The 25,871-nt window shown below is 36.9% G+C and carries 25 protein-coding genes; 2 read left to right on the top strand and 23 right to left on the bottom strand.

The annotated features are described in order from the left end of the window. The 9 genes from hisH to I2490_RS10905 form a co-directional block, all read right to left on the bottom strand. Positions 1-612: an imidazole glycerol phosphate synthase subunit HisH gene (hisH, locus tag I2490_RS10865; RefSeq protein WP_206459792.1), complete on the bottom strand. Its 612-nt coding sequence runs from the start codon at positions 610-612 to the stop codon at positions 1-3. A gap of 10 nt (positions 613-622) precedes the next feature. Next, entirely contained in the window at positions 623-1,210 is a 588-nt protein-coding gene (gene hisB, locus I2490_RS10870) for an imidazoleglycerol-phosphate dehydratase HisB (RefSeq protein WP_206459793.1), read from the bottom strand. An 8-nt stretch (positions 1,211-1,218) separates the two neighbouring features. Beyond that, positions 1,219-2,280, bottom strand: coding sequence for a histidinol-phosphate transaminase (gene hisC / locus I2490_RS10875; RefSeq protein ID WP_206459794.1), 1,062 nt, complete (start codon positions 2,278-2,280; stop codon positions 1,219-1,221). A gap of 2 nt (positions 2,281-2,282) precedes the next feature. Next, positions 2,283-3,563, bottom strand: a complete 1,281-nt coding sequence (gene hisD / locus I2490_RS10880) for a histidinol dehydrogenase (RefSeq protein ID WP_206459795.1) — start codon at positions 3,561-3,563, stop codon at positions 2,283-2,285. A 23-nt stretch (positions 3,564-3,586) separates the two neighbouring features. Beyond that, positions 3,587-4,204 carry an ATP phosphoribosyltransferase gene (hisG, locus tag I2490_RS10885; RefSeq protein ID WP_206459796.1) on the bottom strand — a complete coding sequence of 206 codons (618 nt, stop codon included), beginning with the start codon at positions 4,202-4,204 and terminating at the stop codon, positions 3,587-3,589. Beyond that, the gene (locus tag I2490_RS10890; RefSeq protein ID WP_206459797.1) at positions 4,198-5,325 is read right to left on the bottom strand and encodes an ATP phosphoribosyltransferase regulatory subunit; all 1,128 of its coding nucleotides are present in this window, start codon (positions 5,323-5,325) and stop codon (positions 4,198-4,200) included. Before I2490_RS10890 ends, hisG begins: the two co-directional genes overlap by 7 nt. A 211-nt stretch (positions 5,326-5,536) precedes the next feature. Further along, entirely contained in the window at positions 5,537-6,238 is a 702-nt protein-coding gene (locus I2490_RS10895) for a M23 family metallopeptidase (RefSeq protein ID WP_206459798.1), read from the bottom strand. Positions 6,239-6,304: 66 nt separating this feature from the next. Further along, positions 6,305-7,000 (bottom strand): LrgB family protein, encoded by a 696-nt coding sequence (locus tag I2490_RS10900; RefSeq protein ID WP_206459799.1) that lies wholly within the window; start codon positions 6,998-7,000, stop codon positions 6,305-6,307. Continuing rightward, positions 6,997-7,368: a CidA/LrgA family protein gene (locus I2490_RS10905; protein WP_206459800.1), complete on the bottom strand. Its 372-nt coding sequence runs from the start codon at positions 7,366-7,368 to the stop codon at positions 6,997-6,999. The genes I2490_RS10900 and I2490_RS10905 overlap by 4 nt, the downstream gene beginning before the upstream one ends. Before the next feature lie 241 nt (positions 7,369-7,609). Between I2490_RS10905 and I2490_RS10910 the strand changes: the two genes are divergently transcribed. Then, on the top strand, positions 7,610-8,857 hold the full coding sequence (locus tag I2490_RS10910; RefSeq protein ID WP_206459801.1) for an aminotransferase class I/II-fold pyridoxal phosphate-dependent enzyme: 1,248 nt from the start codon (positions 7,610-7,612) through the stop codon (positions 8,855-8,857). An 84-nt stretch (positions 8,858-8,941) separates the two neighbouring features. On the opposite strand, the gene trmB is transcribed toward I2490_RS10910, so the two are convergent. The 9 genes from trmB to I2490_RS10955 all read right to left on the bottom strand — a co-directional run bounded on the left by trmB (position 8,942) and on the right by I2490_RS10955 (position 18,004). Continuing rightward, positions 8,942-9,577 (bottom strand): tRNA (guanosine(46)-N7)-methyltransferase TrmB, encoded by a 636-nt coding sequence (gene trmB / locus I2490_RS10915; protein WP_206459802.1) that lies wholly within the window; start codon positions 9,575-9,577, stop codon positions 8,942-8,944. Beyond that, on the bottom strand, positions 9,559-10,287 hold the full coding sequence (locus I2490_RS10920) for an anaerobic ribonucleoside-triphosphate reductase activating protein (protein WP_206459803.1): 729 nt from the start codon (positions 10,285-10,287) through the stop codon (positions 9,559-9,561). Before I2490_RS10920 ends, trmB begins: the two co-directional genes overlap by 19 nt. After that, positions 10,284-12,455 (bottom strand): ribonucleoside triphosphate reductase, encoded by a 2,172-nt coding sequence (locus tag I2490_RS10925; RefSeq protein ID WP_206459804.1) that lies wholly within the window; start codon positions 12,453-12,455, stop codon positions 10,284-10,286. The genes I2490_RS10920 and I2490_RS10925 overlap by 4 nt, the downstream gene beginning before the upstream one ends. Before the next feature lie 114 nt (positions 12,456-12,569). After that, positions 12,570-13,889, bottom strand: a complete 1,320-nt coding sequence (locus I2490_RS10930) for a L,D-transpeptidase (protein WP_206459805.1) — start codon at positions 13,887-13,889, stop codon at positions 12,570-12,572. A 153-nt stretch (positions 13,890-14,042) separates the two neighbouring features. Beyond that, complete coding sequence (locus I2490_RS10935; RefSeq protein ID WP_206459806.1) at positions 14,043-14,519, bottom strand: QueT transporter family protein; 477 nt, start codon at positions 14,517-14,519, stop codon at positions 14,043-14,045. Between the two features lie 84 nt (positions 14,520-14,603). Then, a complete protein-coding gene (locus I2490_RS10940; RefSeq protein WP_206459807.1) occupies positions 14,604-15,404 on the bottom strand; it encodes an energy-coupling factor transporter transmembrane component T family protein in 801 nt (266 codons plus the stop codon). A 6-nt stretch (positions 15,405-15,410) separates the two neighbouring features. Continuing rightward, on the bottom strand, positions 15,411-16,265 hold the full coding sequence (locus tag I2490_RS10945; RefSeq protein ID WP_206459808.1) for an energy-coupling factor transporter ATPase: 855 nt from the start codon (positions 16,263-16,265) through the stop codon (positions 15,411-15,413). Further along, positions 16,247-17,095 carry an energy-coupling factor transporter ATPase gene (locus tag I2490_RS10950; RefSeq protein ID WP_206459809.1) on the bottom strand — a complete coding sequence of 283 codons (849 nt, stop codon included), beginning with the start codon at positions 17,093-17,095 and terminating at the stop codon, positions 16,247-16,249. Before I2490_RS10950 ends, I2490_RS10945 begins: the two co-directional genes overlap by 19 nt. After that, positions 17,096-18,004 carry a hypothetical protein gene (locus I2490_RS10955; protein WP_206459810.1) on the bottom strand — a complete coding sequence of 303 codons (909 nt, stop codon included), beginning with the start codon at positions 18,002-18,004 and terminating at the stop codon, positions 17,096-17,098. A gap of 224 nt (positions 18,005-18,228) precedes the next feature. Here I2490_RS10955 and I2490_RS10960 point away from each other — a divergent pair, with 224 nt between their 5' ends. Then, positions 18,229-21,816: an S-layer homology domain-containing protein gene (locus tag I2490_RS10960; protein WP_206459811.1), complete on the top strand. Its 3,588-nt coding sequence runs from the start codon at positions 18,229-18,231 to the stop codon at positions 21,814-21,816. 88 nt (positions 21,817-21,904) lie between these two features. Here I2490_RS10960 and I2490_RS10965 read toward each other — a convergent pair whose 3' ends face one another. The 5 genes from I2490_RS10965 to accB are packed head-to-tail and all read right to left on the bottom strand — an operon-like array spanning position 21,905 to position 25,867. Further along, the gene (locus I2490_RS10965) at positions 21,905-22,696 is read right to left on the bottom strand and encodes an acetyl-CoA carboxylase carboxyltransferase subunit alpha (RefSeq protein WP_206459812.1); all 792 of its coding nucleotides are present in this window, start codon (positions 22,694-22,696) and stop codon (positions 21,905-21,907) included. After that, entirely contained in the window at positions 22,696-23,565 is an 870-nt protein-coding gene (gene accD, locus I2490_RS10970; RefSeq protein WP_206459813.1) for an acetyl-CoA carboxylase, carboxyltransferase subunit beta, read from the bottom strand. The genes I2490_RS10965 and accD overlap by 1 nt, the downstream gene beginning before the upstream one ends. Before the next feature lie 3 nt (positions 23,566-23,568). Then, positions 23,569-24,912, bottom strand: a complete 1,344-nt coding sequence (accC, locus tag I2490_RS10975) for an acetyl-CoA carboxylase biotin carboxylase subunit (protein WP_206459814.1) — start codon at positions 24,910-24,912, stop codon at positions 23,569-23,571. Between the two features lie 11 nt (positions 24,913-24,923). After that, positions 24,924-25,361, bottom strand: a complete 438-nt coding sequence (gene fabZ, locus I2490_RS10980; RefSeq protein WP_206459815.1) for a 3-hydroxyacyl-ACP dehydratase FabZ — start codon at positions 25,359-25,361, stop codon at positions 24,924-24,926. A 29-nt stretch (positions 25,362-25,390) separates the two neighbouring features. Next, positions 25,391-25,867, bottom strand: coding sequence for an acetyl-CoA carboxylase biotin carboxyl carrier protein (accB, locus tag I2490_RS10985; RefSeq protein WP_206459816.1), 477 nt, complete (start codon positions 25,865-25,867; stop codon positions 25,391-25,393). Positions 25,868-25,871: the final 4 nt, after the last annotated feature.

Consider the following 25,871-nt stretch of genomic DNA (forward strand, 5'->3'; position numbering starts at 1 on the left):
TTAAGATACTTCCGAAAAAGCCTGCAATATTCGAAGTCCCGCCTCACCACTCTTTTCCGGATGAAATTGTGTTCCGCAAATATTTTTATACGCAACGACTCCTGGAATGTCCACCTGATATTCCGAAGTTGCCAAGGTGCTTTCTGCACAATCTGTCGCATAGAAGCTGTGTACATAGTATACATAATCCCCTTCTTTGGTATATTTCAAAAGAGGATGCTCCTTTTTCTTTTGTAATCGATTCCATCCAATGTGTGGAATCTTTAATGCGTCAGAAACAATTGGCCTTAATGGAGAAACCGTTCCTTTTATGAGACTCAGTCCTTCATGTTCTCCAAACTCAAAACTCTTATCAAACAATAATTGCATGCCAAGGCAAATACCTAAAAGAGGCTTTCCTTTTTCTGTCTCATTTTTAATTACATCAACCAATCCTGTATTATTTAGTTTTTGAATGGCATCAGAAAACGCACCAACTCCGGGAAGTAAAATACGATCTGCCTCTAAAATATCTTCTTCACGATTCGTAATTATATTTTCAAGATTTAAATACTGTAAAGAGGAACGTAAAGAAAACAAATTTCCTACGCCATAGTCAATAATTGCAATCATTTTCTACCTCCTATAAACTACCTTTTGTGGACGGAATTTCATCTTTATATTTGATATCGACTGCAATCGCCTGAGCCAAAGCTTTTCCCAATCCCTTAAAGATTGCCTCTATAATATGATGACTGTTTTCTCCTGCCAATTGTTTGATGTGTAACGTTAATCCAAAGGCTCTGCAAAATCCGAGTAAAAATTCTTTGACTAATTCCGTATCAAAGGTTCCTACCTTCTGGGTCGGAATGTTTGCATTAAATACCAAGCAATCTCTTCCACTGATGTCTAATGCACATAAAATTAAAGCCTCATCCATAGGAAGAATAAAATTTCCATAGCGTTGAATCCCTTTTTTATCTCCAATGGCTTGTAAAAAAGCATTTCCAAGTGCAATTCCAACGTCTTCGACCGTATGATGATCGTCTACCTCTATATCCCCTTTGCAAGTAACTTGTAAGTCAAATCGTCCATGCTTTGCAAATAAATCCAGCATATGATTCAAAAATCCACATCCCGTATCATTTTGATAAATCCCGCTGCCATCTAAATTTAGTTCCAATTCAATCTTTGTTTCGTTGGTATCTCTGATTACTTTACTCTTTCGCATAACTCCTCCTAAAGACCTATAATCTCCTTTGTCACCTGATATAAACATTCCATCTGTGCTTCGGTACCAATGGTAATTCTAACAAAATCAGAAATAAGTGCATCATCCCAATGCCTTACTAATATTCCTTTTTGTTTCAGCGCTTTAAAATATTCAGAACCCTTTATTTTAGAATGGCGGACAAATATGAAATTTGCTTTGGACGGAAGAACTTCAAATCCTAATGTTTCTAAGTTCTTAGTGGTTTTTTCTCTTGTTTTTATAATCGCATCAGTGCACTTTTTAAAATATTCGTCATCTTCCATCGCAGCTTTTCCCAATGCCATTGACAAACGGTTTACATTATATGGATTAAAACTAAATTTTATTTTATTAAGGTCTTCAATAATCTCTTTGCTGGAGATTGCAAATCCAATTCGGGCACCTGCTAAACTTCTTGATTTTGAAAAAGTTTGTATCACTAAAAGATTATCATATTTTTTTAATAATGAAATACAGCTTTCTCCGCCGAAATCAATGTATGCTTCATCAATCATAACCAGATGATTGGAATTTGTCTTTAAAATCGTTTCAATATCTGAAAGCGGCAAACAAATACCAGTTGGTGCATTGGGATTTGCAAGAATAACATTCTTGCCACAATTTAAGTAGTCTTCTACATCGATTTTAAAATCCTTTGTTAGAGAAATTTGTTTGTTCGCTATTTGATAAAGATTAGAAAACACTTTATAAAATCCATAAGTAATTTCCGGAAAGCAAATTGCTGTATTCTCATCATGAAAAGCTTGAAAAGCAAACGCTAAAATCTCATCAGACCCATTTCCTACAAGTATTTGATTCGACTCAACCTTATAATAAGCAGCAATTGTATTCGTCAAATCTTTTACCTCAGGGTCCGAATAAAGCCGTAAGTTTTCTAAGGATGCTATATTCGCTGTACCTAATACTTTAGGACTTGGAGCATACGGACTTTCATTTGTATTTAATTTTATATATTGCATATTCTGAGGCTGTTCCCCCGGTGTGTAGGGTTTCATAGATTGAAAACTTTTACTCAAAAACCGACTCATTACTACACCTCCTCAAAACGAACAGTAATACTTTTTGCATGTGCGCTTAATCCCTCACGGTTCGCAAAATCTGAAATTTGATCTTTTACATTTTCCAACGCTTCTTTTGTATAGTATAAATAACTGGATTTTTTTATAAAATCATCCACACTTAAAGGACTCGAAAAACGAGCAGTACCACTTGTAGGAAGTACATGATTTGGTCCGGCAAAATAATCTCCCAAAGCTTCAGGTGCATATTTACCAAGAAAAATCGACCCTGCATTTTTTACTTTTGAAAGCAGAGAAAATGGATCGTCCACACAGATTTCTAAATGCTCCGGCGCAATATCATTTGCAATTTCAATGGCTTCCTCTAAGCTTGCAGTCAAAAGAATCTTACCTTTGCTGTCAATGCTGGCCCTTGCGATCTCTTCTCTAGGAAGAAGAGAAACCTGTCTTTCAATTTCATCTTGTACTTTTTTTGCCAAATCCATGCTATTTGTAACTAAGATCGCACTCGCCAGTCTGTCATGCTCTGCTTGGCTAAGTAAATCCGCAGCAACAAAGCTAGGATTACATGTTTTATCTGCTATAACAAGAATTTCACTAGGACCTGCAATCATATCAATGTCAACCAGACCAAAAACTTTACTTTTTGCAGTTGCCACAAAAATATTTCCCGGACCCACGATTTTATCCACTTTAGGAATGCTTTCTGTTCCGTAAGCCAAAGCTGCAATGGCCTGTGCACCGCCAATTTTAAAAATCTTCGTTACTCCCGCAATACTTGCTGCAGCTAGAATGCTATCTGCAATTCTTCCCTCCTTATCAGGCGGTGTTACCATAATAATTTCTTTAACGCCTGCAAGTTTAGCTGGTATTGCATTCATTAATACACTGCTTGGATAAGATGCAGTCCCTCCCGGTACATAAATTCCAGCTTTTGCAATCGGTGTGATTTTTTGTCCCATAATCACGCCTTCTTTATCATTGATGATAAAATCAGTTCGAATCTGCCGCCTATGAAAATGTTTAATGTTTTCACTCGCCATCTTTAAGGTATTTAAAAATATCGGATCTATATTATTTAATGCAGTTTGGATTTCTTGCTCTGTTACTGCTAAGTCCTTTAATTCAACCTTATCGAAACGTTTTTCATATTCAAAAAGAGCTGCATCCTTTTTTTTACGCACCTGATATATGATTTCATCTACTAACTCTGATACATCCTCGTTTTGTTTTCTTTCACGATCGAGCACATCTTCCAAAGATATTTTATCTCTTTCATATATTTGAATCATGATATGATTTCCTTTCTTTTAACTTAAACCATTGTCTGTAACTTTTCAACCATCTGACCAATCATTTCATTTTTAAATATATAGCTACTCTTATTTGCAATAAGTCTCGCACTTATCTGCTTAAATTCATCAATAATTTTTAAATTATTTTCTCGAATTGTATTACCAGATTCTACAATATCTACAATAACATCCGAAAGGCCCAATATCGGCGCTAATTCTATGCTTCCGTTTAGCTTAATAATATCAATATCACGATTCATCCCAGCATAATAGTCTTTTGCAATGTTCACAAACTTAGTTGCAACTCGTAACGTCCGATCTTTATCTTCCACATAATTATTCTTTGCAGCAACCGCCATACGACATTTTCCCAGATTTAGATCTAAAAGTTCATATACATCCGGTTGATGCTCCAGTAAAATATCCTTTCCTACAATTCCGATGTCTGCTGCATGATGCTCTACATAAATGGCTACATCACTTGGTTTTACTAAAAGATAACGAACTCCATTCTCTATATTTTCAAATACAAGTTTACGATTTTCCTCATAAATACTTTTACAATCGTATCCAATGCGCTCTAATAGTTCATAGACCTGATCACCCAAGCGCCCCTTTGGCAATGCTATATTTAACATTCCTTTCTCTCCTCTCTTAATCCATCTTGGGTAAAGCGATATAATGTTTTGTATCTTAATCCCTTAGGGATTGCTTCTGCTGCTCTTACACGATTTCCCTCTTTTATTAATTGACGAACTGCAGATGCCAATTTACCATAATCTGTATCCTTGTCATATAATATCATCGCTTCAACATCATATATGGAAGGTTCCATCGGCAGATGCTGCAGTTCACTGAGGTATAAAGCAAAACCTAAAGCCTCTGCATCCCTTCCCATCTTTTCCATCATCACAGAATATTCTCCACCTGCTAAAACGCTTCTTGGCAATCCTTCTATATAGCCTTGAAAGATAATCCCATTATAATAATCAATATCATTTATCATAGAAAAATCTAGTTGAATCTTTTTTCCTAAATTTAAAGTCCTAAGCACTCTATAAATAGCCTCTAATTCCTTTAATGTTTCTTTCATTACATTATTTACTGCAATTTCATTTGCCTTGCGTAAAGTGCTTGAGAAGTCTCCATATAACGTAAGAATTTTACAAAGTACACTCAGCTGCTCTTCTTTGATCTTTGCTTCCTGGCCTGCCAACTTTAATTCATTTGTATTTTTACTTCTGATACATTGGAGAATCCTCTTCTTTTTCTCTTCATCCAATTGTAACTCGTCGAAAAAACCTAATACAAAATTCATATGTGACACGGAAAGGATAAATTGCGGACTAATTGCATTCAAACTATGTTCCGCTAATGATAAAACTTCAATGGCTGCATACCGATCAACATTCCCAATGATCTCCAGTCCCATCTGACTAATTTCCTTATATGTGTGACTTTCCTTGCTTTCTCGATATACATTTTCAATGTAATATAACTTTTCTGTATTTTCTCGATTCGCTTTTGTATTTTTCACGATGCTAAGTGTTACATCCGGCTTCAGCGCTAAAAGTTTTCCATCTAAATCAGTAAATGTAATAACATTTTCGCTCGCTAAAAATCGCTTGTTCATCGCATATAAACTATATTCTTCAAAGCGGCCCATACGGTATTTTTTATATCCATACGATTCATACAATCCGCGTAATTGTATCGTAACCGTTTCCTCCGGCTTCAATGATTTAATTTGGAGCTTCATTTTTTTCCTCCTTTAATCGCTTCATTACTTTTCTACTTTATGTAATAATATTTCTCTAAAATTATATACTTGCTTTATTACTCTATTGCTTTATTGCGTTAAAATATTAAAGGTATTTTATCACATAAAATTTTTCTGTGCAAGCAAAAAAAGAAAAAAGCTATCACATAATCCAAACCTAAAAAGTTTGTATGAGATAGCTCTTAGCAATCTACTTTATATAAGAAGAAGGATCCTGTACCTCTCCATTTTTTTGTATCTCGAAATGCAAATGCGGTGCGTCTAAGCTTTCAAATAAAGCAGTATTTCCAACTCCACTGATTACATCTCCCTGTTTGACTACATCTCCCTCTTCCACCATTTTGCTTGTACTTAAGTTAGAATATTGAGTAACCACTCCATCTCCATGTGTAATTTGGATGGTAATGCCCAATCGATCATCTGTATAAACCTTTGTCACCGTACCTTCGGCAGCTGCGCAAACTTGTGTATCCAAAGGAGCTTCAATGTCAATTCCTGAATGCACCGTAAATTCATCCAATGTTTTTGAATAAATCGGAACATCCATTGCAAAGTCTTTTACAATTGTTCCATTTAGCGGACTGATAAATGCACTTTTATTTTTTTGAGAATTTGAATCGGGATCATTCGTTTTTCCAGTATCCCGGCTATCCACCGTTGGTACTTGTTTCACTACATTTTGATCGTTCGGTACGGTTTGCTGTGGATGTTCATTTGATAAATCTATACCATTATTCCCATATCTCGCCATCCATTGCGGATAAGATCGAATGGCAAAGACTGTGCCAATGAGAATCAAACATACACATACCACTGCAATCATCGTATATCGTAAGCTTTGTTTTTTTTCCTCCTCCTGAGGAATGTATTCATTTCCATTTTTTAAACGCATATAAAAACACCTCCATTGCTATTCTTTCCTTTCTGAAAAGAATTCATACAATAAGGTGTCTTGATTTTAAAAGAAAATCATTACGGCAATCGGAGAACATATTGCAGTTGCCATACCTGCAAGTGCAATGGCTAAGCTACTCATTGATCCTTCAATTTCTCCTTCTTTAAATGCTCTTGAAGTTCCAACAGCATGTGATAAAGTACCAATAGCAATTCCTTTTGCTACCGGATGCGTGATACCCATAAGTTTTAAAATTTCTGGTCCACATACTGCACCAAAACAACCAGCAACAACAACCATCGCTACAGTCAGCGAAGGAATTCCGCCTATTTGTGCAGAAACTTCTAATGCAATTGGATTCGTAGCGCTTTTCGGAAGCATTGAAATCAAAATCATTTCCTTTGTACCTATTATTTTTCCAATTGCAATTAAGCTTAAAATAGTTGCAATTGTTCCGGCAACGATTCCAGAAAAAATTGGAATTGCATATTTTTTTAGTACATCTAAATTTCGATAAAGTGGTACTGCCAAAACGACCGCCGTCATCGGCAAAATAAAATTAAGGAATTGACTTTTTTCATTGTATTCTTCAAAAGAAATTCCTGTAATGATTAAAAAGGCTATGATTAATGCTGCACAGACTAAAATAGGTTGCAGCAAAGTCCATCCAGTTTTACGTTGTACCCACATACCAATTGCATATGTAAATAAAGTTAATAAAACTGCCCAGTATGGACTGGCTAAAAGCAATTCTTTCATCGCGCCTGCCTCCTTTTTTTCCATTTTATTTGTAAATTAATCGCCAGTTGTGTCACTTTTCCAGCCACAAAAAATCCGATAATAATTGAACCGAATAAAGGCAGAGCAATCTGTAAAAATGATTCTTTAATTAAGTCAAAATATAGCATTAAACCAACGGTTGGTGCAACGAAAAATAATGCCAAATGTTTTATAATAAAATCAGCTGTATCTTCCACATCTTTTAATTTAATCAAACCAATTATTAGTGCAAAAAGCAGTAGCAGCAATCCTATTACATTAGATGGAAGCGGAATTCCGAACCCTTCTGATGCAATAAATCCAATAAATAATGCTGCCAAAAGAATAAAAAGTTGTTTAATATACAATGATTTTCACCTTCTTTCTTTATTTTTTCCATTAAGCTAAAAAAAATGCTCAAAAATAATTATGTATTTTCAACAAACAAATACGATTCCTATTTTAACATAAAATTTCTTGCGTGGGAAAGTCTTTATGATATAATTAAATCTATTATGAAAAAAAATAATAATTGAATTTATTGCAGCACAAATTACTTTATGTAGTTATGTGATGTTTATTAAAAATAACGAAAGATGAGGTGATCGTATGTCAAAATTGATCATGGCACAAGAAAATGGAAGAATCATGGGCGGCCCAGATAAGATTTTTGGGGTCAGTACTTTGGCAAAAAAAAGAATCGCAGAAATTGGCAAGGAAAATGTGGTGAATTCAACCATTGGAGCCTTATTGGATGATGACGGCAATTTAATTGTTTTATCATCCGTCATTGATGTTTTAAAAAATCTTTCTCCTACGGATTACGCAGAATATGCTCCAATCGCAGGGACTCCAGAATACCTTACTACAGTAAAAAAAGCGGTATTTGGAAACTATCAACCAACGGGATATGTAGAGGCTTGTGCTACACCAGGAGGTACTGGAGCGATTCGTAATGCCATTCAAAATTATACAAAAAGAGGCGATATTATTTTAACTTCAGATTGGCATTGGAGTCCATACAATATCATCACAACTGAAATCGAGCGAAAATTAAACACCTATACTTTATTTGATGAGAATCAAAATTTCAATTATAGTTCTCTTGATCAGAAGCTAAATGAAATTTTAAAAATACAAGATGAAACCGTTATTATCATTAATACTCCGGCACATAACCCTACAGGTTATACCTTCACCTTAGAAGATTGGGATAAGGTAAATGAAATCTTAAAAAAAGCTGCTGAGGATAAAACTAAGAAAATTACGCTGCTTGTAGATATTGCATACTTAGATTTTTCCGGTGATGCAGATGAATATAGAGAATTCTTTTCAAAATTAGAAGATTTTCCAGACAACGTATTGGTTCTCATAGCATTCAGTACATCGAAGGGATACACCTTATATGGAATGCGCTGCGGTGCATTGCTTTGCCTGACACCAAATAAAGACATCGCCGAAGAATTCAAAATGGTTGCTTCCTTCTCCAGCAGAGGGTCTTGGTCAAATGGTACTCGGGCATCCATGGTAGTGCTCTCTCAAATTTTTGCAAATGAAAACCTTCTTGCAAAGGTAACTGAAGAACGTCATAAATACTTAGCAATCCTTACAAAACGAGGAAATGCTTTTATGAAAGCTGCTAAAGAATGTAATTTGAAAACTTGCCCGTTTGACTCCGGCTTTTTCATCACCATTCCTTGTAAAAATGCAGATCAAGTTGGAGAAGAACTACAAAAATCAAATATTTTTGCTGTTCCAATCGGAGCCGGAATCCGCATATCCATTGCTTCTATTTCTGAAGAGGCTTGTAAAATGATACCAGCAAAAATCGCAGAAGCAATTTCAAATGTTAAATAAATAATAACAGTAAAAAATAAGGGTCTGTCTCAAATAATATTGAAACAGACCCTCTTGTTTTTTATATAGAAAATCGTTTTAACTTTACTTTGCCCTAAGATAGTGAATATTTTTTCCAATCTTATTAAATTTGTCTTCATATTCTGTAGTAAATTGTTTTGATTTAAAATCCGTCTTGTGTAAATCATTGGTGCATTCCACTAATTGCATATCATTTTTAAAAAACTCTTCCACTGAAAATGCAAATAATCCATCGTTATCTGTTTTAAATTCAATACTTCCGCCTTGTTTCAAAACTTTTTTATATCCTTTTATATAACGTGTATGCGTCAAACGTCGTTTGGCATGGCGATCCTTTGGCCATGGATCACTAAAATTGAGGTAAATGCCATCAACTTCCCCTTCTTCAAAAAAATCAGTTATCTCATTAATATACTTCGTAATGAATTTAATGTTTTTTAAACCTTCCATGGAGGCCTTTTCCAAAGCACGTAAAACAACACTTCCTGCTCCTTCTACTGCAATGTAGTTACCGTTTGGGTTTACTCTTGCTAGAGTGGTAATAAATTGCCCTTTGCCACATCCAACTTCAATGTAAATGGGATTATCATTTCCAAAGAGTTCTCTCCAATGTCCTTTATGCATTTCAGCATCCTTTATCACATAATTCCCAAATGCTTCAATCTTTTCTTCTTCATTTTTCACCTTACGTTGACGCATGTGAATTCTCCTTTTATATTCGTACCCATCGGGTATAAATTTCGCTTCATTGTTTCATTCAGCTTCTTTGCAAACTCTTTCATCTCTTCTTCCGAGTACGCAGAAAAAGTTGCTTTTTCATTCAATAATTCTCCCTGTTTTTGAAAGGTCTGCAAATACCAAGTTTTCGCACCCTTTAGTTCTTCACTTATTACCAACAAGTCCTTAAAGCTAAGCAGTTCTTTGCAGACAGTCGTACGGAATTCATAAGCAACGGCATTGCTCAAAAGAAAATCTATGCTCCTACGAATCTCTTCCTTGTCGCTTTTTACACAAACAATTTCATCGTACCTTTTTAAAGGTGCCTTTACATCCATTGCCACATAATCTAAGAGGTTCTCTGCTACTAGCTTTTTTAAGATATTTGAATCGGTACCATTGGTATCTAATTTTATCAGATACCCCATCTTTTTTACCTGTACAATGAAGGAATATAATTCCTTTTGTAAAGTAGGTTCACCTCCGGAGATACAAACAGCATCTAAAAATCTCCTTCTTTTCTGTAAAAATTCAAAAACTTCTTCCATCTCCATTATGGAATGTATACAATTTACAATTTCAGGATTATGGCAATAGCCACAACGAAAATTACATCCGCCGAAAAAAAATACGGCGGATGCTTTCCCAGGATAATCTATTAATGATGCTTTTATAATACCTGCAATGTTCATTGTACAACAGCTTTCTTTATTTCTAATTCTTCATTGTTTATACTCATTTCCGTTTTTTCTTTTATAGAAGGGCTTTTCCTTAAACTAGTGGATACAGAAAATTCTTTTCGTTCCTTATACTCTTCCTTTTTCCCTTTATTCCAAGCCTGTACCGGTCTATGGAATCCAACGACACGAGTCCAAACTTCTGCATCTTTTCCGCAGGTCGGGCATTGGAAATGCTCGCCAGCAATGTAGCCGTGGTCTTCACAAATGGAGAAAGTCGGTGTAACCGTAACATAAGGAATGGAGGTATTCTCCATAATTTTTTTGATAAACACTTTACAAGTCTCTACATCATCAATTTGTTCACCAATAAAACCATGCAGCACCGTACCTCCGGTATATGCAGTTTGAAGCTTCTCCTGTAACTCGATGGCTTCAAAAATATCATCCGTTGCTCCTACAGGAAGCTGTGTGGAATTGGTATAATATGGTTCTTCCGTACCCTGTGCAATGATGCTAGGATATAACTTTTTATCCAAACGTGCAAACCGATAGCTTGTCCCCTCAGCCGGAGATGCTTCCAAGTTCCAAAGGCTTCCCGTTTCCTCTTGGAAAAGCTGAATCACACGGTTCATAAAGTCCATGATTTCTACTGCAAACGCATTCCCTTCCTCGGTTGTTAAATCTTCACCCAAAAGATTTAAACAAGCTTCATTCATACCATTTAAACCAATGGTAGAGAAATGGTTCTTAAAGTATTCACCAGTCGCACTTTTTACGGATGACAAATAATGTTTCGAATATGGATATAATCCTAGATCCATATAACGCTCTAAAGCAATGCGTTTACAGTCGCAAATTTCCTTTGCATATTCCATAAGCTTTCTTACTTGCTTTTTAAAGCTAGCAACATCCTTGGCTTCATATCCAATTCTTGCCATATTTAAAGTTACAACATTAATGGAACCGGTCAAAGGATTTGCACCAAACAGCCCGCCTCCTCTATGACGCAGTTCACGATTATCTAAGCGTAAACGACAGCACATTGACCGAATGTCTTCCGGAGATAAGTCTGAATTTAAAAAGTTTGCAAAGTACGGGGTTCCAAACTTTCTCGTCATTTCCATTATTGAATTTGCTGCCTCAGAATCCCAAGGAAAATCTTTCGTAATATTTACTGTTGGAATTGGAAAACTGAATGCTCTTCCGGCACCATCACCCTCCATCATGACTTCACAATAAGCGCGATTAAACAAATCCATTTCCTTTTGGAATTCTCCATACGTCTTGTCCATCATTTTACCGCCAATAATGACGCCTTGATTTTTCAAAAGTGGATGAGGAGCTATATCGAGTGTTATATTTGTAAACGGTGTCTGAAAACCTACACGAGTTGGTACATTTAAGTTATAAACAAATCGCTGTACGGCCTTTTTCACCTGAGAATATTCTAAATTATCATAGTAAATAAAAGGTGCTAAATAGGTATCTATACTCGAAACAGCCTGTGCGCCGGCTGCTTCACCCTGTAAGGTAAACAGTAAATTTACAAGCTGCATTAAAGCCGATTCAAAATGCTTTGGGGGAAGTGATTCAATTTTTCCTTTTGCCCCTTTAAAGCCTTGCAATAAAAAGGCCTCTAAGTCCCATCCGCAGCAATAAGGAGCCAATAAGCCTAAATCGTGGATGTGTAAATCCCCTCGCATGTGTGCATCCCGAAGCTCTTTTCTGTATATTTTATTCAGCCAATATTTTTTAGTAATGCTTTCTACAATATGATTATTTAAACCTTGTAATGAATATCCCATATTTGAATTTTCATTTACTCGCCAATCATCTAAAGATACATATTCTTCAATCATCTGTTCGGCATCCATAAATAAATTATTGGCAGTACGAATATCTTGATGTTCTTTTCGGTAAAGAATATAAGCCTTAGCGGTTTTTGCATGGCCTTCTTCAATTAGAATTTTTTCTACAACATCTTGAATGTCTTCCACAGAAGGAATACCTGCTGCGTGACTTTCTTTAATCACAGCTTCTACCAAACCAGCCAATCTTTGTGCTTCTAATTCATCGGTCCCCCCTACCGCTTTAGCTGCAGAAAAAATAGCGTGGCGAATCTTTGAAAGATTAAAATCTACAATCTCGCCATTTCGCTTTTGTACCTTGGTTATGCTCATTTTTCTTTACCTCCTGATACCCAAAATTACACTGTCTATCGTTGTTTTCCTTTTATCACTTACTATATATAGTATCCGATTACTACCTTTATTGCAAGGAAATTTTTCGTATTTTCAAGGCTCAATGACTGCCACAACCGTCTCATCCTTGGTATACCAATCGTAGAGAAATTTTGCATGCGATGTATAATTTCTTACACATTTATGAGACAGTGGGACCGTACCGATTGAAGAAGAAAATTCTCTTAATCCAGGATCAATACGATTGCCATTTTCCCATCTATAAGTAGCAGACACTCCATGAAGATATGCTCCACCACAAAACCGAAGTGTATATGGTGCATACCCTTGTATTTCATTTGTTCCATCCTTGATATAATAAAATTGAGGTCTTTTTTCAATTATAAAATAAAAGCCCAAAGGAGTCGGTTGCGCATACCTATTTGTCGTTCCGGTCGTTACCAAAGAATAAGAAACCATTTGCCAAATTCCTTGATTCTTTTCAAAGCAGGCTATGTTTTGATTTTTGCGGTCAATGATAATAATTTTAGAAAGTACTTTTAATGCCTCTTGCTTTGCTATATATTTCTCTGGTATATAATATTCTTTCCCATTTTGCACTAAAGCTATATGCCAAAAACCATTGCTACGTTCCAAGCTTTTTATCAATGTTCCATCTGGAATGTAAATAAATTTACTATCCTTTGAAGCACTTAAATAGCCAGGAGCACTTTGGCTTCGAGGGGTTCCTCCCTCATCAATCTCTTTCCCCTCACACAAAGGAGGTTTTCCATGATAATTCTTATAATTTCTCACATAAGTGAGATTCCCTTCACTTTCTTCCTTTTCCAGCTGTTTTATTTTCTCTTCCATTTGATCAAAATCAAAGAATCTTTTTGATACTGTATCTGCACTAACAAAGCCAAATACCCTTTTTAACATGGCTCCATCACCATTTTGATCTATCGTACCACTGCCATCCGGAACAATCTTCTTATCGTCATTTTCATACCAATACACATGATACCATTTCTCTTCTGTCACGTTATTATTTTCTTCTTTGTGATTAAATAATGTTATTGTTTCTATATATTGGAGCTTTTCCCATTTTTGAGATTTTCTTAAAATTTTAGCATCTATAGATGGTAATGTACGTATGTTTACACCCTCGTGTTCACAAACCAAATAAGTAAACGTCATAGGATAACTATTATATTTTAATTGCACGGAAAAACTAGGCTCTTGTATTTCCTCCTCAACGACAAAATCCATCTTAGGTTTATCTTTGATTTCTTCTCTTAACGCATTCGTCTGCTTACTAACCTTTAAAACAGAAATTTCTGTTTCATAAGAGTTTCTTTGTGACAATAAAAGAACGACGCTTATAAGAAGCATCGCTGCGCATCCCGCACATAAAAATTTTATCAGCTTCATCGGCATCGCTCCATCCTTCATAATCCTAATGGACTTAATACTTTATATGCAAGTGACCTTCAAGATAGACATAATTGAAAACGATATTTCCTACATAATAAAAAAGAGTGTTTTAAAGGAAATGAAAAACACTCTTTTTCTTTTTATAGATACTTATTTAAAAATATAATCGTATTTTTTTAATAATTTCATTAGAGGTAAACCAATCACATAACATGATATCAGTTCCCCTAGTCCTACCCAAAGAACGCAAGCCCAAGGAGCAACCGGAACGCCATATGCGTAATGAAGCATCAATCCAATAATAACTCCATTTGCAATCACCGGAGGCAAAGGAACAAGCAAAGGACGCTTTCTAAGCAAATAGGATCCCATTGCTGCTATCAGTGTTGTCGCACTCCCAAAAATAATATCTAACATGCCGTATGGTCCAATCATATTGGATAACAGGCACCCTACAAACAGCCCCGGAATGGCTGCTGGTGTAAAATAGGGCAAAATGGTCAATGCTTCAGAGACCCGTACCTGCATAACACCATAACTAAAAGGCATCAGCACTAAAGTGAGAACAGCATAAATGGCGGCAATTACCGCTGCTTGAATAAGAAATAATACACGTTTGTCTTTCATGTGGTTTCTTCCTTTCATCTTCCGCTCGGTATAATGTCACCTCTACTTCGCTTTTTTATTCATTTTTTACTATGTTATTTTAACTTACAAGATATAAGCTTGCAAGATTAAAACCAGAAAATAAACAGTTAACACAAAAAATGCAACTGCATCTCTTTTTTCCAAACTCATCCCATTCATTCGAGTTCTGCAATCTCCCCCTCGATAGCAACGAGCTTCCATTGCCATCGCAAGATCCGAAGCAATTCGGAATGCGCTGATAAACAGCGGTACTAAAAGAGGTATCAATGCTTTTGCTCTCTGCATAAGGTTTCCACTTTCAAAATCAGCACCTCTAGCCATCTGTGCCTTCATAATTTTATCCGTTTCCTCTAAAAGAGTCGGAATAAAACGCAATGCGATTGTCATCATCATGGCCAGTTCATGTGACGGCATACCAAAGCGCTGAAACGGAGAAAGCAATCGTTCAATTCCATCAGTTAAACTTATCGGTTTGGTCGCTAATGTTAAAATTGAAGAACCCATAATTAAAAGGATTAAACGCAAAGCCATAAAAATGGCATTATAAAGCCCTTCTCTAGTAATAGAAAGGAATCCAAGAGATATTAATATTGTACCTCTTGTCATAAACATATTTATTGTAAACGTAAATAAAATAATCAAAAAAATAGGTTTTAATCCGCGAACTATAAAAGAAAGGGGTACTTTTGATATCGCGATACAAACCGCCAAAAAAATACTGGCTATACCAAATCCCCAAAAATCTCTTACCAAAAATAAAGAAATCAAAAATACAAAAGTACTAATAATCTTTACTCTTGGATCTAATTTATGAATCCACGAACTCCCCGGATAATATTGTCCTAATGTTATATCTCGAATCATTGTTTATTATTTTCCAATCCATCGATAAATTTCTTGCTCTGCTTCCGAAATCGTCAATGCATCCGCCTGCACAGGTGCACCCTTTCTTTGTAAACGATACATAAATTCTGTGGCAGGTGGCAAAGCCAAATTCATACTCTTTAATTCTTCCGCTCTGCGAAACACCTCACTTGGAGTTCCTGTCATCACCAATCGTCCACTATCCATAACTAAGATTTTACCTGCAAGTCTTGCGATATCACCCATATTATGCGATATCAATATAATTGTAATGCCTTCCTTTTTATGAATGGTCTCAACCATCTGTAAAACATCCTGATGCGCTTTAGGGTCCAATCCCGCAGTAGGTTCATCTAAAATTAATACTCTTGGCCGCATAGCAACCACTCCGGCGATTGCCACTCTTCGCTTTTGCCCTCCGGAAAGTGCAAAGGGAGAACGCTTTGCAAGATGCTCGTAATCCAAACCTACAAGCTGCATTGCTTCTTTCACCCTTTGTTCGGTTTCTTCTTTTGAAATGCCTATATTCAAAGGACCAAAAGCAATATCCTTTTCAACCGTTTCTTCAAATAATTGATATTCCGGATATTGAAACACCAAACCTATTTTTCTTCGAATGTCACGCATTTTAACAGCTTTATCCGTTATATCTATGCCATCAATGATAATTTGTCCTGATTTGGGTTTGAGCAATCCATTTAAATGCTGAATCAGTGTAGATTTTCCTGAACCTGTATGTCCAATAATACCTACAAATTCACCCTGTTTAATCTCAAAATTGATATGATCCAATGCTACGGTTTCAAATGGCATTCCTTCTGCATAAATATGGGTCAGTTCTTTTACTTGTATTTGCGGCATAAAAAATCCACCAACCCTTCCGTATCAATGATATCCTGCGGCACTGGAATTCCATTGCTTCTCAAACGATTTCCAATCTCTACCGCTAACGGTACATCCAGATTTACAGCTTTGATTTTTTCGGACTGAGAAAAGATTTCAACCGGAGTACCATCCATGACAACATTACCTGCATCCATTATTATCACTCTATCTGCTACAGCTGCTTCTTCCATAAAATGAGTAATAAGCAATATCGTAATTCCCTCTCGATGCAAGGTCTCAATAATATCCATTACCTCTTCCCGGCCATGCGGATCAAGCATAGCAGTAGGTTCATCTAATATAATACATTCCGGGCGCATCGCAACCACACCAGCAATTGCAATTCTCTGTTTTTGTCCACCAGACAACAAATGCGGTGCATTCTTTCGATAAGGATACATATTAACACTTTTCAGAGCGTCATCAACTGTCTTTCGAATTTCCTTTGGATCCACTCCTAAATTTTCCGGTCCAAATGCAACATCATCCTCAACAATAGAGGAAACCAATTGATTATCTGGATTTTGAAATACCATCCCTGCTGACTGACGAATATCCCATAATTTTTCTTCATCCTTTGTATCATAACCATTCACGTACACCGCACCTCCACTTGGAAGTAACAATGCATTTAAATTTTTTGCAAGTGTAGATTTTCCAGAACCATTTTTTCCGATAATCGCAGTAAAACTACCTCGTTCTACATCAAGGCTTACACCATTGACAGCACGAACGACTTCCTCTTCATTTTCGTCTTTTTGATATTCGAAAACCAAATCTTTAATTTGAATGATTTTATCTTTCATCTATTGTTTAACTCTCTTTTCTGCTTCTATTACTAGCCAAGCGCAGTGATTAAAAAAAGCTTTACTTTCTGTACTGTCTTTATAATTTAGTCGATAACCTGTTTCATCTAAATAAGAAAAATATTCTTTCAATATCCACCCAGTAGTAGTATCAGGATATTCTTTTATAAAATCTAAATATGCTTTTTTTGCATCACTTGAAAATTCCATTGTAGTATAGTCAAAAATTGGAGTATTATTAGCACCCATCAATATAAAGTTCATATACATTTCGTACAAACTTTTCAAATCATTTGCCACTAAATGTTCGTCTTTATATTCATTCATAAGCAATTCAACTTCATAGGCTCTTTGAGCCAACTCCTGCCAATTAAGAATTAAGGTCGCATTTTCAATGCAAGGCTTTTCAGCTTCCAGCGCTTTTAATTGATATAAATGGAATAACGAAGGTAAAATATTTTTCTGGTAGTCCATCGATAACTTTGCATAATCCAGAGTAAGCTTTATTTCATCCTTTTTCAAACCAATTATGATATCAGCATCCTTCATCGCTTGATCAAAAGACTTTAGCTCATCTATATTTTGAGCCAATTCACGAGTTTTATCGTTCTCATCATAAAAACCCTTCATTTCTTCAATCAAGGTTTTATCTACTTCAGAATTAATAAAACGCAATGCATAATCTTCATACTCTACAAGCATATGGCTTGCTCTTTCTGTATCTAATTTTCCAATATATTTATCTAAATAAGCATCAGCACTCACTAATTTTTCAGGAGTAATCTCACCGTTCAGCATTTCTGCAAACTCGTTCTGAATCGTTTCCGCATTTTTTCCGCAAGCCCCTAAGATGCACATAATCGCGAGCAGAAAGAACACTAAAATGCTACGTTTTATCGTCCACTTCATACATCATCCTCCTAATCTTATTTATTATAACCTAAAAAAGGGAAAAATTCAACCAATGAAAAACCCAAGAGAGGGCAGGAAAAACTAACGGTCTTTCATTACAATCCAATTACAGGTTTTTCATTTTATTGCCATTTTCACTCTCTAATGCTATATTAATATCAAAAGACACTGATATATGTTCCAATTAAATGTATAAACAATTGAAGGGAAGGGAATAGAAAATGCTTGTATCTATACTAAAAAGAATGGGGAGTGGGCTTTTGGCTGCTGCATTAGTGTGTTCGCTCACCATTCCGAATATTGAAGTCTATGGCGCGTCCATGCGGGATATCAAAGGCCATTGGGCAGAGCGCTATATCAATCAAATCATTAGTGCCGGAATTGTAAAGGGCTATGAAAACGGTACTTTCCTGCCAGATAATCCGGTCACTCGTGCGGAATTTTCGCATATGATTAATGCTGCTTTAGGAAATACCGGGACCACTTCCGTATCGTTTAATGATACTCCAAAGTCCGAATGGTACTATACCGATATCTCTAAAGCACTCTCTGCCGGTTATGTTGCCGGTTACAGCGACGGTAGTTTTAAACCAAATAATCCAGTCAGCAGACAAGAAGCTGCAGTCATGCTTTCACGCATTGTACCTACTTATGGAAAAAATTCTGATATAAAACATTTTAAAGATCATGCATCAGTAGAAAACTGGGCCGTAGAATCCATGCAGCGGATGAATGGAAAAGGTTACATTGGTGCATATGATGATGGTAAACTCCATCCTACTGATAAATTAACTCGTGCACAAACTGCAAAAATTATCAGTGATATTTTAAACAAAGAAAGTATTGTAAAAAATGATCCAAATGTATCTTCAAACGGTATGTCTCTTACAAATAAAATTTACTCGAACGGAGTAACCATGAGCCGTTCCTTAGGTGATGGCAATGCATATATCGAAAATTGCGTTGTATTAGGAAAGCTCTCTGTACAAGGCGGAGGAGAAAACAGCATTAACATTTCAAATTCTCGAGTTGTAAATGCCGATGTAGCAAAATCTTCCGATTCTGTTCGTGTTTATTTAAAAGGCGAAACTAATGTCGAACATATAAACGTTTCAAACAATGCAATCCTACAAACGTCCTCACTATATGGCGGGAATTTTGGCCCAGGATTTAAAAAAATTAATGTTCAAAGAAGTGCCAAAGTTACCTTTACCGGAAATTTTCCTGAAGTCAACTTAGATGGGTCAAATGCAGAAGTTACATTTACTTCGGGTACGGTTAATAATTTAAACGTAGCATCAAACGCAAGTTCAACCGATGTTACCGTTGAAACCAATGCAAGTATCATTGACAGTAACATCAATGCCTCCTGCGGATTCCATGGAAACGGTAACATTCGTAATATGCGAGTGAATGCAAATGGTGTGACCTATTCGAAGAGACCAACCAATGTTTATATTCATTCAAAAGTAAATGTCAGACCAAATGAAGAAGATGAAAATTCAGAGATTACTATGAGTCCTTCGAATCGTTCAACAAATGTCTCTACCAGAACCGATATTACTTTGACCTTTAAAAATGCTATGACTCTATATAACGGACGTTCCATTTCTTCCTCAAATATTGATGATTTTGTGGAACTACGAGAAGGCTCTGCAAATGGAAGCAAAATAAGCTTCAATGCTTCCATCAATTCATCGAAAAGAGTCATTACCATTGAGCCTGACTCCAGATTAGATGATGACGAACGCTACTATGTCATCATTGATCGACGAGAATTAAAAGATTCAAGAGGCAACGCAAACGATGCATTCTCCGAATACTTCAGTACTGGAGACGATGATCAGGATGGTGATATTGTTATGGACCCAGCTCCGAGAGAAACAAATGTGTCTACTAGATCCGACATTACATTGACATTCAAAGATTCCATGACTTTATATAACGGTCACACAATTACTTCTTCAAACATTGATGATTTTGTAGAACTGCGAGAAGGCTCTACAAACGGAAGCAAAATAAGCTTTGATGCTTCCATCAATTCATCGAAAAAAGTCATTACCATTGAGCCTGACTCTAGATTAGATGATGACAAACGCTACTATGTTATCATCGGTCGACGAGAATTAAAGGATTCAAGAGGCAACGCAAACGATGCATTCTCCGAATACTTCAGTACTGGAGACGATGATCAGGATGGTGATATTACGATGTATCCTTCTCCGAAAAAGTCGAATGTTTCCAGAAATACTGATATTACATTGACATTCAAAGATTCCATGACTTTATATAACGGTCGCACGATTACTTCTTCAAATATTGATGATTTTGTGGAGCTGCGTGAAGGGTCTACCAGCGGAAGCAAAGTACGCTTCAGCGCTTCCATCAACTCTTCGAAGAAAGTCATTACCATTGATCCTAGTTCCAGATTGGATGATGACGAGCGATATTATGTCATCATTGATCGTCGTGAATTAAAAGACTCAAGAAACAATGGAAACAATGCCTTCTCCGCATACTTCAGCACAGGAGATGATGATGACACTTATGCAACTTACAGCCCGAGAAATGGTGAAACCAACGTTTCAACGACGGTAAAACCAACCATTCGTTTCTCAGAACGTGTGATTAAATATAGCGGTAGTAGCACTATTCGCTCCAGCGATTTAAAAAATATCATCGACTTCCGTGTCAACAATTCCAGTGGCAATCGAGTTAGTTTTGACGCCAGCATCAGTTCGGAAAGAAACATTACTATTACCCCTCGATCACCGCTCTCAGAAAATACTAAATATTATTTAGCTATCAATAGTAATACACTAAAAACATCAGCTGACAGAACAAAAATACCATCGTCATATGTTACATTTACAACTAAAGGTGTTGTTAGACCACAAGTAACAAGTTTAACTACTACCTCAACCGAAAATACTATCACCGTAAATGTAACGGGAAACTATTCTGGTACAGCTTATGTTATGCTCGTGGGCGCTTCGGATGCTACACCTACCGCTAATCAAATAATTTCAAATAATGGAACTAGTACAGGAAAATCAGTATCAGTTTCAGCAAATTCTGCGAAATCATTAGTATTTAGCGGATTAAGTCCGAGCAGCACTTATAAAATTGTGGCATTTTTACGTTCGAGTAGTATCGGTGATTCCTCTATTTCAACAAAAACGGTAACGACCAAGGCTCCGTCCATACCTTCCGCTAAGCTATCATCCCTATCGGTAGACGGCAGAGAAAGCTTCTCACCTGCCTTTAACAGTAATACCGATACGTATGATGTTGTTATGCCATTTGGCTCTACTACAGCGACTGTAAATGCTACAAACAGCAATGGATACGCAAAAATCAACAGTGATGCAGCAAATTCGTCCGTAAGCAGCAACGTCGACCTTTCTCCTGGTCAAACAACTACGGTCACAATCGTTGCTTCCGGTGATGCACAAACAAACTCCACGTACCGTCTCAACATTACCGTAGCAGGCAATACAGGAGTGTCAAACCTTACAGTCAATGGCAGCTCAATAAGTGTGAGCGGTTCAACGTTTACAGCAGACCTTGGTTCCGGCACTTCAACTAGTGCAGACATCGATATCATAGCAGATGATCCAAATGCACGAATTCGATTAACCGGTACTAACACAGGCAGTTATTCATTACGTTTGGATGACATCAAAGAATCACAGGAACTTACTTTCACCATTACTTCAAATGGAAAGAGTAAAGAATATACCTTAAGATTACAATTTACCGCAGTTCAGCCGCCAGAACCAACGCCAGAACCAACGCCAGAACCATAATTTAATGGTACTAAGCTCCATATACTTTACTTTTTAATAAACAAAAACCCATTGAGATATTCAATGGGTTTTTTATTCGTTTTTAATTTTATTGTTCGTCTTGAGCACCTATTTTTCGAAATCTTTGATAACGACTTTCTAAAAGTTCTTCTTTCGGTAATTTTAAAGCCTTTTCAAATGCATCAAACAGCAAATCTTCCAGCAGATAATATACCTTCTTAAACTCTTTTCCTTGCTCTTTCTCTTTAATAACCTTTTCTACTACACCTAATTCATAAAGTTCTTTCGCTGTCAGTTTGAGACATTGTGCCGCTTCTTTCATTTTCGAAGCATCCTTCCAAAGGATACTGGCACATCCTTCCGGTGAAATAACAGAGTACACTGCATTTTCAAGCATCCAAACCTGATCTGCAACAGCTAGCCCTATTGCGCCGCCACTTCCACCTTCTCCGATAAATAAAGAAAGAATTGGTGTCTTCAGCGTCATCATTTCCATTAAATTTTCTGCAATGGCTAGACCCTGCCCACGTTCCTCTGCCTCAATACCGCAATAAGCACCTGCGGTATCAATCAAACAAAGTATCGGCCGATTAAATTTTTCTGCTTGTTTCATCAGTCTAAGAGCCTTACGATATCCTTCCGGATGGGCAGATCCAAAGTTACGTTTTACCTTTTCTTTTGTTGTATGACCTTTTTCAATGCCAATTACTGTGATCGGCATATTTTTTAATTTTCCGATTCCGCCTATGATAGCCGCATCGTCTGCGTATCTTCGATCTCCGTGAAATTCCATGAAGTCACTGATTAAATTATCAATATAATCCTGAGTCGTTGCTCTGCCTTTTGCACGAGCCGCCATCACTCTTTTATAAGCTTCCATTACAACAGCACCTCCTTACTATGAAGTGCCAATATGTTTTTTAAATAGATCTTTTGATCCTTTCTTTCTACAATTGCATCAACAAAGCCTTTTTCCAGTAAAAATTCAGAACGTTGAAAGCCCTGAGGCAGCTTCTGTCTTATTGTCTGTTCAATAACTCTTGGGCCTGCAAACCCTATCAATGCTTTTGGTTCTGCCAAAATAATGTCACCTTCCATTGCAAAACTTGCCGTGACACCACCGGTTGTCGGATCTGTAAGTACCGTCACATAAAGATTCCCAGCATCGCTGTGACGTTTCACAGCACCACTGGTTTTTGCCATTTGCATTAAGGATAAAATGCCTTCTTGCATACGTGCCCCTCCGGAAAGTGTATACCCGATTACTGGCAGTTTCTCTTTTGTTGCATATTCAAACAATCTCGTAATCTTTTCTCCAACCACCGTACCCATGCTTCCCATCATAAATTTGGAATCCATAACAAAAATGGTTGTTTCAAATCCTCCTATGGTTCCTTTTCCACAAATGACACTTTCTGTTTCTCCGCTCTCTTCCTTTGCATTTTCTAGCTTCTCTTCATATCCCGGAAAATCAATGCGATTAAAGGAGGTTAAATCTGTATAAAATTCGTCAAACGAGCCATCATCTAATATCATATGAATCCGTTCTCTCGCACTTACCTTAAAATGAGTGCTGCAGACAGGGCATACATAATTGTTATCCTTTACTTCCGTTACAAAGAGAGTATTTTTGCAACTTGAGCAAAAAATACATACATCATCCGGTATAAATGGTTGTGCAAAAGCCTGATCCATTCCTCGGTGCTCTAATTCATTTTTCGGTTTTCGAAACAAACCCTTTCTTAACATGAACTACCCCCTTTTCTCTCTGGTCTCCATGAAGTTCGTATAATAGTCTCCCCGAACAAAATCAGCTTCCTCTAAAATCGCAAGCTGCAGCTCTGTATTGGTGGAAATTCCACCTATAATCAACTCGCATAAAGCGGCTCGCATTTTTCGAATGGCTTCTTCTCTTGTTTTTGCGTGAACAATAAGTTTTCCAATCATAGAATCGTAAAAAGGCGGCACCATATAATCCTGATAAACTGCTGTATCAAAGCGAACCCAAGGGCCACCCGGTATATGAAGCATATCAATACGACCTGCACAAGGGCGAAAGCCTTGACTTGGATCTTCTGCATTAATACGACACTCGATAGCACTACCTGATAGCTGAATGTCTTCTTGTGTCATATCCAAGGAAATTCCTGCTGCAATTCGAATTTGCCATTTGACTAAATCAATTCCAGTTACCATTTCTGTTACGGTATGTTCCACCTGTAGTCTTGTATTCATTTCCATGAAATAAAAGCTGCCGTCATTACTCATAAGGAACTCAATGGTACCGGCATTTTCATAATTTACTGCCTTTGCCGCTTTTGTAGCAACTTCTATCATTTTATTTCGAGTCTCCTCACTCATTGCAGGAGACGGACTTTCCTCAATTAGTTTCTGATTTTTTCTCTGAATGGAGCATTCACGTTCACCGAGGCAAACCACATTTCCATGTTTATCGCATAGAATCTGCATTTCTATATGTTTTGCAGGCGATATAAAACGTTCCATATAAACAGCACCATCCCCAAATGCTGTTCTTGCTTCTGCCGATGCGGTTTTAAAAGCAGCTTCAAACTCTTCTGCATCTCGAACCAGACGAATACCTCTGCCACCGCCGCCTGCCCTGGCTTTTACAAGCAAAGGAAACCCAATCTGTTCCGCTTCTTTTTTAGCTGCCTTAACATCTTCAATAACATCACAACCTGGAGTTACCGGAACACCTGCCTGCTTCATAGTTTTTCTTGCTTCATCTTTATCTCCCATTCTACGAATAACACCTGCAGAAGGCCCGATAAATACGATGCTGCACTCTTCACAGAGATGAGCAAACCTTGCATTTTCAGAAAGCAAACCATATCCCGGATGAATTCCTTCTGCTCCGGTAGCTACCGCAGCAGATAATATCGCACTCATATTTAAATAACTGTCTTTAGGTGCAGATGGTCCAATACAAATGCTTTCATCTGCAAGACTTACATGCAAAGCATCGCGGTCTGCTTCTGAAAAAACAGCCACCGTAGCAATGCCCATTTCTTTACAAGCTCGTATGATCCGTACCGCGATTTCTCCGCGGTTTGCAATTAATATTTTTGAAAACATGGATTATCTCCTCATCCTTTTACCAATGCAAAGGAAAATTCTGCACTCACACATAATTTCCCATCAACACTGCCCTTTCCTTTTGCAAAGTAAAAAGGTTCCTTTACCCGATCTATACTGCATTCCAGTTTCAAAGTATCACCGGGTTTTACAGGATTTCGAAATTTAACATTATTTAATCCTGTATAATATGGAGTAAGCAATTCTCCCTCTTCCGATTTATTAGTCCTTTCTTCATGAAGCAATACGCAACAGGTCTGTGCCATTATTTCACAAAGTATAACTCCCGGCACAACAGGGTTACCAGGAAAATGACCTTGTAAGAACCATTCATCCCCTTTTACTTTATAAAAGCCTACGGCTTGATTTTCTTCTACAACGGATGCTTCATCAACAAGAAGCATCGGTTCTCTATGTGGAATAATTTTCTTAATATCTTCCTTGTTCATTCTAATCACTCCTCAAGTAGGGTATATCTTTATTTGATATAAAATAACGGCTGCCCAAATTCTACTACATCTCCGTTTTCCACACAAATTTCAGAAATCACCCCATCGCACTCTGCAACAATCTCATTGAGAAGCTTCATTGCCTCAACAATGCAGACTACATCTCCTTTTTTTACAGTATCTCCTACAGCTATATAAGGAACATCGTCCGGCGATGGTGCCGCATAAAATACACCTACCATTGGAGATTTAATCGGAGTTCCTACCGACATTGTCTTTGCTTGATTGGCTTCCTCTGGTTTTGCTTCTACTAATGGCGCAGTAATATCTGGCACAACATTCTGTGCTTCATTCTGAACCGTTGAAAGCGCCGATGATGTTAAAATTGCATTGCTTGCTATGTTTTTTTCCAGTCGAATCTTAGTTGATCCTTCTGTAATTTCCAAACAACTTAATTTTGATTCTTCCAACAGTCTTACTAATCCTTTGATTTCCTCAATATTCATTAGC

Origin of the sequence: Anaerovorax sp. IOR16, assembly GCF_017168145.1 — a bacterium.
GTDB lineage: Bacteria > Bacillota > Clostridia > Peptostreptococcales > Anaerovoracaceae > IOR16.

Coding starts and splice junctions, on each gene's coding strand:
- I2490_RS10895 (WP_206459798.1), bottom strand. CDS start 6,238: ATGCGTTTAAAAAATGGAAATGAATACATTCCTCAGGAGGAGGAAAAA.
- I2490_RS10910 (WP_206459801.1), top strand. CDS start 7,610: ATGTCAAAATTGATCATGGCACAAGAAAATGGAAGAATCATGGGCGGC.
- I2490_RS10935 (WP_206459806.1), bottom strand. CDS start 14,519: ATGAAAGACAAACGTGTATTATTTCTTATTCAAGCAGCGGTAATTGCC.
- hisD (WP_206459795.1), bottom strand. CDS start 3,563: ATGATTCAAATATATGAAAGAGATAAAATATCTTTGGAAGATGTGCTC.
- trmB (WP_206459802.1), bottom strand. CDS start 9,577: ATGCGTCAACGTAAGGTGAAAAATGAAGAAGAAAAGATTGAAGCATTT.
- I2490_RS10930 (WP_206459805.1), bottom strand. CDS start 13,889: ATGAAGCTGATAAAATTTTTATGTGCGGGATGCGCAGCGATGCTTCTT.
- I2490_RS10890 (WP_206459797.1), bottom strand. CDS start 5,325: ATGAAGCTCCAAATTAAATCATTGAAGCCGGAGGAAACGGTTACGATA.
- I2490_RS10925 (WP_206459804.1), bottom strand. CDS start 12,455: ATGAGCATAACCAAGGTACAAAAGCGAAATGGCGAGATTGTAGATTTT.
- I2490_RS10920 (WP_206459803.1), bottom strand. CDS start 10,287: ATGAACATTGCAGGTATTATAAAAGCATCATTAATAGATTATCCTGGG.
- hisG (WP_206459796.1), bottom strand. CDS start 4,204: ATGTTAAATATAGCATTGCCAAAGGGGCGCTTGGGTGATCAGGTCTAT.
- accD (WP_206459813.1), bottom strand. CDS start 23,565: ATGTTAAGAAAGGGTTTGTTTCGAAAACCGAAAAATGAATTAGAGCAC.
- I2490_RS10945 (WP_206459808.1), bottom strand. CDS start 16,265: ATGCCGCAAATACAAGTAAAAGAACTGACCCATATTTATGCAGAAGGA.
- fabZ (WP_206459815.1), bottom strand. CDS start 25,361: ATGAACAAGGAAGATATTAAGAAAATTATTCCACATAGAGAACCGATG.
- hisH (WP_206459792.1), bottom strand. CDS start 612: ATGATTGCAATTATTGACTATGGCGTAGGAAATTTGTTTTCTTTACGT.
- I2490_RS10960 (WP_206459811.1), top strand. CDS start 18,229: ATGCTTGTATCTATACTAAAAAGAATGGGGAGTGGGCTTTTGGCTGCT.
- I2490_RS10955 (WP_206459810.1), bottom strand. CDS start 18,004: ATGAAGTGGACGATAAAACGTAGCATTTTAGTGTTCTTTCTGCTCGCG.
- I2490_RS10965 (WP_206459812.1), bottom strand. CDS start 22,696: ATGGAAGCTTATAAAAGAGTGATGGCGGCTCGTGCAAAAGGCAGAGCA.
- hisC (WP_206459794.1), bottom strand. CDS start 2,280: ATGAGTCGGTTTTTGAGTAAAAGTTTTCAATCTATGAAACCCTACACA.
- I2490_RS10900 (WP_206459799.1), bottom strand. CDS start 7,000: ATGAAAGAATTGCTTTTAGCCAGTCCATACTGGGCAGTTTTATTAACT.
- accC (WP_206459814.1), bottom strand. CDS start 24,912: ATGTTTTCAAAAATATTAATTGCAAACCGCGGAGAAATCGCGGTACGG.
- I2490_RS10950 (WP_206459809.1), bottom strand. CDS start 17,095: ATGAAAGATAAAATCATTCAAATTAAAGATTTGGTTTTCGAATATCAA.
- I2490_RS10940 (WP_206459807.1), bottom strand. CDS start 15,404: ATGATTCGAGATATAACATTAGGACAATATTATCCGGGGAGTTCGTGG.
- accB (WP_206459816.1), bottom strand. CDS start 25,867: ATGAATATTGAGGAAATCAAAGGATTAGTAAGACTGTTGGAAGAATCA.
- hisB (WP_206459793.1), bottom strand. CDS start 1,210: ATGCGAAAGAGTAAAGTAATCAGAGATACCAACGAAACAAAGATTGAA.